This is a genomic window from Actinobacillus ureae ATCC 25976, assembly GCF_000188255.1.
Lineage (GTDB): Bacteria > Pseudomonadota > Gammaproteobacteria > Enterobacterales > Pasteurellaceae > Actinobacillus > Actinobacillus ureae.
Genome location: NZ_GL831081.1, coordinates 20780 through 28033, shown reverse-complemented (window position 1 = coordinate 28033; position 7254 = coordinate 20780). Strand labels below are relative to the sequence as shown.

Sequence of the window (7254 nt, the reverse complement as noted above, 5' to 3'; positions counted from 1 at the left end):
CAGTTAGAGGCTAGTCCAACTTTTGGGGTGCAGATCATATCAGATGAGCTTTGTTACTATTTGCGGTTATCGCTTGCTTGTTGCAGTAACATTCGGCTTTCTTTTAAGAACTGCTCCGAATAATCACCAAACCAATGATGAACCTCTTCAAACGCTTGAATAAAACCGGCTTTATCATTGTTTTTAAAGAATTCCAAGCTGGTCGCGAAAGTGTCTTTTAGTGATTCAATTATCGCCAGATTTTCCGGTTTATCCGAAATAATATCCGCATATAAGCCACCGTCTTGAGCGAATAAGCGCCCGATCATCGCTAATTCCAAACGGTAAATTGGTGAGGAGAGTACTAAAAGTTGCGATAATTTTACCGGCTGGCGAGATAGATGTAGACCGAAAGTAAAAGTCGAGAAGTGACGCAAAGCTTGAATATAAGTCATTGCATGATCGTGCTCGTGAGCATCAATCACTTCAATTTTTGCACCCCAAATTTTTATCTGTTCAATTAACCATTCGTATTTTTCGGAAAAACGTCCGTGGCAGCAGGCAACCAGCTGTTTTGCCATTGAAGCAATATCCGGCCCAAACATCGGATGTAAACCAACAACCGGGCCGCTGTGGATTTCCAACATTTTTTCAAGCGGTTGAGCTTTAACCGAGGTCAAGTCCGCTAGAATCATATTTTCAGTCAGGAATGGTTGTAAACGTTCAATCGTTTCTAAAGTTTTGTTAATTGGCACGCATACAATCACTAAATCACTGCCACTAAGGATTTGTTGCGCATTATTCCAATCTTTGCTGCCTAGTATTTCGACTTGGTAACCGGAAAGCCCAAGAAAACGAGCAAATAACCCACCCAATTTGCCTTTACCACCGATAATCACAATTTTATTGATATTCGGATTGGTCGTTTTAAAGCCGTGTTTATTTTCATTCGCATAAGATTCACGCATGACACGTCTTAATACGTCTTCGATCAAATCAGCAGGTACGCCTTGCTTTTCCGCTTCCTGACGGTGAGCAGCAATCATCGCTGTTTCTCGTTCCGGTGCGTAAACCGGAATGCCGTGTTCCGATTTTACTTTTCCAACTTCAGCAACCAGTTTTAAGCGCTCGGCAAATAGTTGAATTAATTGTTGGTCAACTTGATCGATTTTTTCTTGTAAAGGATTTAATGGGCTCATTGATTGTTCCTTCATTCTGTCGGAAGACTCATTAAACAAGCGGTCAAATTTGCATAAAACTTTGCAAAATTGACCGCTTATTTAATTTATATGAATCTTACTAAATTATTTACGGTCGTTATTTCTGTCTTAATTTTTCGGCAAAGTTAGTTAATACTTCATTGGTTGTTTGCCAATCGATACAAGCATCGGTAATAGATACACCGTATTTCATTTCATCAAACGGTTGTTCTGATGATTGATTACCGGCATTTAAGTGACTTTCGATCATTAAACCGATAATCGAAGTATTACCTGCTAACAGTTGTGCTAATGCATTTTCCGCTACCAATGGTTGACGGCGGTAATCTTTATTGGAGTTACCGTGGCTGCAGTCAATCATAATTGCTTCCGGTAAGCCTGCTTTGCGTAACGCTAATTCGCATTCTTCAACATATTGTTGTTCAAAGTTTGGTGTTTTGCCGCCTCGTAAAATCACATGACCATCCGGATTACCTTTGGTGTGTAATAAGTTTACTTGACCTTTTTGGTTGATACCGATAAAGCTATGGCTTTGCGCAGCAGATTGCATAGCGTTGATTGCCACTGCTAAGCCACCGTCCGTACCGTTTTTAAAACCGACCGCCATAGATAAGCCGGAAGCTAATTCACGGTGTGTTTGTGATTCGGTTGTGCGAGCGCCAATCGCAGACCAACTAAAGAGATCCGCTAGATATTGTGGTGTCATTGGATCTAGCGCTTCAGTTGCCAACGGTAAACCTAATTCTGCGAGTTCTAAACAAAGTTGGCGTCCGACACGTAAACCGGTTTCAACATCAAAAGTACCGTCAATTTTCGGATCGTTGATTAAACCTTTCCAACCCACAGTAGTACGTGGTTTTTCAAAATAAACGCGCATTACGATATAAAGTTTATCTGAAACGGTGTCGGCCAATACTTTTAATTTTTTTCCGTATTCGATAGCGGCGATCGGATCGTGAATAGAGCAAGGACCAATGACAATTAGTTTACGTGGGTCACGTTTATGAATAATATCTGAGATCTCACGACGTGATGTTTCAATTTGTTTACGCAGATGTTCCGGTAATGGAAATTCCGCTTTAAGTTCAGCTGGTGTGAGTAATACTTTTTCATTAGCAATATTTACATTATGTAAACTATCTTGGTTAACTACGGTGTTCATTTTTGTTTCCTGTATGCGTAAAAAAAATAATACAGCGCTACTTTACAATTTTACAGCTAGAGTTTCAACTATTTTTTTCTTCACATCGTCTACACTGATTCGTTCCATTAATCTTTCGCCTGATTTACTTTTGGCTTTGGTTGCCCAAGGTAACTTATTCCACGGTTTTCCATAATAATCTAGTACGGCTTGAGCATAAGCAGAAACAACATTGTGTTGATCATTATAGGGCGCTGTACGGCGAGGATTGTGGATCGCATATAAGCCGATAACAGGTGTAGATTGTGTAGTTGCAATATGTGCCGCACCAGTATCCGGTGAGATAACTAGATCAACTTGTTTAATTAATGCTACAAGTTGTTTTAGGCTGGTTTTCCCTGTGATATTGATACAATTAGGCGCAAGTTGTTGAATTTTATTTGCTGTTTCCATTTCATAAGCAGAAGGAGAGCCGGCAAGAATCACATTGATATTCTAAGCGGTAAGCCATTGAGCGATTTCCGCATTAGACTCTGCTCCCCAATCTTTTTCTTTTTTACTGGAACAAGGTGAAATTAAGACATTCTTCTTGGTTTTATCGATAAAAGTAGCACTGTAATCAAGATCAGATTGGCTTAAAGGCAGTGACCAACAAGGAGTTAAATCAGTTACACCAATTGCTTTAGCAAACATCATTTGCCCATCTAATACGTGTGGAGAAGTGGTCATTTCTACTTTTGCATTGGTAAAAAGCCACTGCATTTCACGTGCACGATCTCGATTAAAACCAATTTTCTTAGTGGCTTTAATGCCTAACGAGATCATAGAAGCACGAAAAGCAGTTTGCATATTTAACAGGAAATCGAACCGCTTGTTAGCTAGAGCTTTCCAAAGTGTAAATATTCCTTTCCATCCAGTTTTTTTATCATAGGGAATCAGTTCGACATTTTCCAAGCCTTGTATCAGCATTGCTTCGGTTTTGCCGATTATCCAGCTGATTTTTGCATCGGGATATTGACGTTGAATTGCCTGAACGACAGCTAGGGTATGGCATACATCACCAATAGCGGAGAGACGTAAAATACAGATATTAAGAGGTTGTTTTTTCATTGGAATTTGCGTATTGAAATTAAGGTACATAATAAAAACCCACGCATTAGCGTGGGCTTTTTAGATTGAATTCAGTGATTATTCAACTTTTAAAATACGGCAAGTATTTGTACCGCCTTCTTTTAACTCATCACCGTGTGTTAATAACACTAAATCACCAGACATTAAGTAACCTTTCTCTTTTAATAATGTGATTGCTTTTTTTGCACCATCAATCGTACGGCTTTCTTCATCGTAGAATACCGGTGTAACACCACGGTAAAGCGCAGAAAGATTTAATGCTTTTTGGTTACGAGATAATGCGTAAATCGGTAAACCTGAGCTGATACGACTCATTAATTTAGCCGTTTCACCAGAGTGTGTTAATGCGATAATTGCAGAAACACCTTCTAAGTGGTTTGCAGTGTACATTGCTGACATTGCTACAGCTTCATCGATAGTTGAGAAAGTACCTTCCATACGGTGGCGAGAAATATTGATGCTAGGCATTGTTTCAGCACCTAAACATACTTCAGCCATTGATTTAACCGTTTCTACCGGATAGTCACCGTTTGCAGTTTCACCAGAAAGCATTACCGCATCAGTACCATCTAACACCGCGTTTGCAACGTCCATAACCTCAGCACGTGTCGGCATAGGTTTTTTGATCATTGATTCCATCATTTGCGTTGCAGTAATTACTACGCGGTTTAATTTACGTGCACGACGAATTAAACGTTTTTGTACGCCAACTAATGCAGCGTCACCGATTTCAACACCTAAGTCACCACGTGCAACCATTACAACGTCAGAACCTAAAATGATGTCGTCCATTGCTTCTTCAGTTGCTACTGTTTCAGCACGTTCCACTTTTGCAACGATTTTTGCATTTAAACCTGCTTCTTGTGCTAATTGACGCGCGTAGTGTAAGTCTGCACTTGATTGTGGGAATGATACCGCAAGATAGTCAACACCGATTTTCGCTGCTAATTTGATGTCTTCTTTGTCTTTGTCTGTTAATGCAGGTGCAGATAAACCACCGCCTAATTTGTTGATACCTTTATTGTTTGATAAAGGACCGCCAACAGTGACTTCTGTGTGCACTTTTACACCTTCAACAGAAAGCACTTTTAATTGAACGTTACCATCATCTAATAAAAGAATATCGCCCGGTACTACATCGTTTGGTAAGTTTTTGTAGTCTAAACCAACAGCGTCTTGGTGACCTTCGCCACGTGGTAAATCTGCATCTAAAGTGAATTTATCACCGATGTTTAAGAAGATTTTACCGTCTTTGAAAGTTGATACACGGATTTTAGGACCTTGTAAGTCACCTAAGATTGCAACTGTTTTACCTAATTTAGCTGCAATTTCACGTACTTTATTTGCACGCTCGATGTGATCTTCCTGCACACCGTGTGAGAAGTTCATACGAACCATATTTGCACCGGCAGCAATAATTTTTTCTAAGTTATTGCCACGGTCTGTAGCTGGACCCATTGTACAAACAATTTTAGTTCTTCTGAGTTTTCTAGACATTAATAGACTCCGTAATGTATTGATTTGTCGAAATTAAAAATTCTTTTTATGACAGGGCTTGATTCTGTCTCAATCGTGGCACATTATACGCCTAAATCTTTTAGGTTTAAATACAGTAATGAGGTTTTCCTATGAATATTTGGGTTATGCGCCACGGTGAGGCTGGTTTTAATGCAAGTTCTGACAGTGAACGTACTTTAACTTCTCAAGGAGAGAGAGCGGCTAAAAAGCAAGGAGAATGGCTTGCTAAGCGTTTGAACGCTCAGCAAATTGTGTTAGATAAAATTTTAGTCAGCCCTTATCGCCGGACACAGCAAACGCTTGATTGCTTATTCCAAGGAATGCAAGCGGTCGATTTAGGTAAAAATTTCACAAATGAAAACTTGATTGAGATTTGGGAAGGCATTACACCGTCAGGTGATCTTGATAATGTTTGTAGCTATTTAGCTTTTTTACGAGAAGAAGGGGCAAAGAATGTATTGCTTATTTCTCATTTGCCACTGGTGTATGATTTGGTCTTAGCGTTAACTACTCAGCAAGAAACGGTGCATTTTTATCCTGCGATCATCGCTGAAATTGATTGGCAGAGTAATTTTGGCAAAATAACGGCGGTTGAAAAGCCATAAATTCGCGGTATTTTGCGGAATTATGCAAAGTTTTTAAATATTTTTAAAAATTGTCGAATAAATAGACTTCCAAAATAGGAAAAAAGTGCGTATCATACGCACCTCGAAAATCAGGTTAGCCTGAAAGGTTTAAATAAGAAAGTACGGTTTTTTAGCCGTACTTTTTATTTGGATGTCTCTCTCGTTAAAATCGCTTTAATTTTAATCATTTACGGTGAAGGTAAGATGCAAATAGGACAGTATGAATTTAAAAAACGTATTTTCCTTGCACCAATGGCAGGTATTACCGACCAACCGTTTCGCCGTTTGTGTAGTCAACTTGGAGCCGGTTTAACGTTTTCGGAGATGATGTCCACCAACCCCGATGTATGGCATACCGAAAAATCTCGCTTGAGGCTTGCGCATCATGAAGAGATTGGTGTGAATGCCGTGCAAATTGCTGGGGCTGATCCACAAGAGATGGCGGCGGCTGCAAAAGTAAATGTAGAGTATGGGGCAGAGATTATTGATATCAATATGGGCTGCCCAGCGAAGAAGGTAAATAAAAAGATGGCAGGCTCTGCACTTTTACGTGAACCGGAACTCGTTGCTCAAATTTTAGATGCAGTTGTAAATGCTGTTGATGTGCCTGTAACATTAAAAATTAGAACAGGTTGGGATCAAGAAAATAGAAATTGTTTGGAGATTGCGAAAATTGCCGAGAAAGCAGGTATCTCCGCTTTAACGATTCATGGTCGTACTCGTGATTGTTTATTCAATGGTGAAGCCGAATATGAAAGTATTAAAGCCGTCAAACAAGCAGTTTCTATTCCGATTATTGCTAATGGTGATGTAACTTCCGCAGAGAAGGCAAAATATGTTCTAGATTACACCAAAGCAGATGCGGTTATGATCGGTAGAGGCAGTTTTGGTCGCCCTTGGTTATTTAAGGAAGTTAAAGATTTTTTAGAGAATGGACGTTCTTCAAACTCATCACTTGATGAAAAATGCGAACTGATGTTGAAGCATATAGAAGACCTTCACCAGTTTTATGGTGAGGAGAAAGGTTATCGAATTGCACGTAAACATGTTGGTTGGTATGTAGAACAGCTTGCGCCAAACTCGAATTTTAAGCGTACTTTCAATGCACTGGAATCTACAAAAGAACAACTCTTGGCATTGGAAGATTTTGTGAAATCGATTCGTTAGAATCCTTATTTAGTTGGATAGAGGACAATGTTAGAACAACAACCTACACAAAACCCATTAACTGTATCAATGTTAAATGCTCAAGCGCAACAAGTGAATAAACCACTTCGCGACAATGTAAAAGCAGCATTAAAAAATTACTTATCTCAATTAAACGGTGAAGATCCAACAGAATTATACGAATTAGTATTATCTGAAATCGAACACCCAATGTTAGATATGGTAATGCAATATACACGTGGTAACCAAACTCGTGCGGCAACAATGTTAGGCATTAACCGTGGTACATTACGTAAAAAATTAAAAAAATACGGTATGGGTTAATCCTTGCTGAACTTCAGGTAATCTGACAAAAACCTCACTGTTTTCAGTGAGGTTTTTGCTTTTTATTGAACGCAAAAAAATAGGCATAGTAGACAAAAAGGTTGGTAAAAAGTGGTTTAAAGCCTTATATTACAAGGCTTTAAACCAC

Annotated in this window: 6 protein-coding genes and 1 pseudogene; 3 read left to right on the top strand and 4 right to left on the bottom strand. The window is 39.2% G+C overall.

The annotated features are described in order from the left end of the window. Nucleotides 1–56: 56 nt before the first annotated feature. From tyrA to pyk, 4 genes and pseudogenes are all read right to left on the bottom strand, one after another. Entirely contained in the window at nt 57–1178 is a 1122-nt protein-coding gene (gene tyrA, locus HMPREF0027_RS07940; protein ID WP_044024470.1) for a bifunctional chorismate mutase/prephenate dehydrogenase, read from the bottom strand. Between the two features lie 118 nt (nt 1179–1296). After that, nucleotides 1297–2361: a 3-deoxy-7-phosphoheptulonate synthase gene (locus HMPREF0027_RS07935; RefSeq protein WP_005623959.1), complete on the bottom strand. Its 1065-nt coding sequence runs from the start codon at nt 2359–2361 to the stop codon at nt 1297–1299. Nucleotides 2362–2403: 42 nt separating this feature from the next. Then, nucleotides 2404–3450, bottom strand: a pseudogene (locus tag HMPREF0027_RS07930) (glycosyltransferase family 9 protein). A 78-nt stretch (nt 3451–3528) separates the two neighbouring features. Next, entirely contained in the window at nt 3529–4968 is a 1440-nt protein-coding gene (pyk, locus tag HMPREF0027_RS07925) for a pyruvate kinase (protein ID WP_005623956.1), read from the bottom strand. 131 nt (nt 4969–5099) lie between these two features. On the opposite strand from pyk, the gene sixA reads away from it, so the two are divergent. From sixA to fis, 3 genes are all read left to right on the top strand, one after another. Next, a complete protein-coding gene (gene sixA, locus HMPREF0027_RS07920) occupies nt 5100–5594 on the top strand; it encodes a phosphohistidine phosphatase SixA (protein WP_005623954.1) in 495 nt (164 codons plus the stop codon). 225 nt (nt 5595–5819) lie between these two features. Beyond that, nucleotides 5820–6782 (top strand): tRNA dihydrouridine synthase DusB, encoded by a 963-nt coding sequence (dusB, locus tag HMPREF0027_RS07915; protein WP_044024530.1) that lies wholly within the window; start codon nt 5820–5822, stop codon nt 6780–6782. A gap of 27 nt (nt 6783–6809) precedes the next feature. Next, nucleotides 6810–7106: a DNA-binding transcriptional regulator Fis gene (gene fis / locus HMPREF0027_RS07910; protein ID WP_005623949.1), complete on the top strand. Its 297-nt coding sequence runs from the start codon at nt 6810–6812 to the stop codon at nt 7104–7106. The last annotated feature ends 148 nt before the right edge of the window (nt 7107–7254 follow it).

Excerpts from the sequence above, each read along its gene's own strand:
- tyrA (WP_044024470.1), bottom strand. The coding sequence starts at position 1,178 with ATGAGCCCATTAAATCCTTTACAAGAAAAAATCGATCAAGTTGACCAA.
- HMPREF0027_RS07935 (WP_005623959.1), bottom strand. The coding sequence starts at position 2,361 with ATGAACACCGTAGTTAACCAAGATAGTTTACATAATGTAAATATTGCT.
- pyk (WP_005623956.1), bottom strand. The coding sequence starts at position 4,968 with ATGTCTAGAAAACTCAGAAGAACTAAAATTGTTTGTACAATGGGTCCA.
- sixA (WP_005623954.1), top strand. The coding sequence starts at position 5,100 with ATGAATATTTGGGTTATGCGCCACGGTGAGGCTGGTTTTAATGCAAGT.
- dusB (WP_044024530.1), top strand. The coding sequence starts at position 5,820 with ATGCAAATAGGACAGTATGAATTTAAAAAACGTATTTTCCTTGCACCA.
- fis (WP_005623949.1), top strand. The coding sequence starts at position 6,810 with ATGTTAGAACAACAACCTACACAAAACCCATTAACTGTATCAATGTTA.